Source organism: Enterobacter sp. SECR19-1250 (assembly GCF_013391025.1).
In the GTDB taxonomy this organism is placed as follows: domain Bacteria; phylum Pseudomonadota; class Gammaproteobacteria; order Enterobacterales; family Enterobacteriaceae; genus Enterobacter; species Enterobacter cloacae.
Map to the genome: position 1 here is coordinate 1 of NZ_JACASJ010000309.1, position 481 is coordinate 481.

Sequence of the window (481 nt, forward strand, 5' to 3'; positions counted from 1 at the left end):
TGGGGCAACAATGACCTTACCAATAATCTGTTTAATGACATTCGCATGTTCCCGAAGCCAAAGGGGATGCGCTGGGCTACGTTTGACAGGAAGCGGGCAGAGTTGTCAGCAATGGAGATGGCTTACTGGCAGGCATTCAGTCCGGTAGTAGATAGAATCACGGGCGTGATTGAGCGTAAGACGGGGAAAGCAGCCAGAGGCATTGGCCTGACTTTGTAAAAGCAAAACGCCCGCACGGGGCGTCAAGGAACGGGATAGACTTCTGCGACAATTTGCATTCGCCGCCAATATAGCAAGCCGTCCACATCAAGCAATAAACTATCACCGGGAGGGGGAGGCCAAATCTCTGCAACCCTGAGCCTTACGGACTGCCCGCCTCATCGAATGTTTATACCCGCGAAAAATAAAATTTAATCCGGGCGTGTTTCATCCTTCCAGAGGGTATGACGTATGACACCACGCGAAATAGCTTTATTGACCA

The 481-nt window shown here is 50.7% G+C and carries 1 pseudogene; it reads left to right on the forward strand.

Annotated elements, in window-relative coordinates:
- A pseudogene (locus HX884_RS26755) lies at positions 1–219 on the forward strand (hypothetical protein); the annotation flags it as partial.
- Positions 220–481 lie beyond the last annotated feature (262 nt).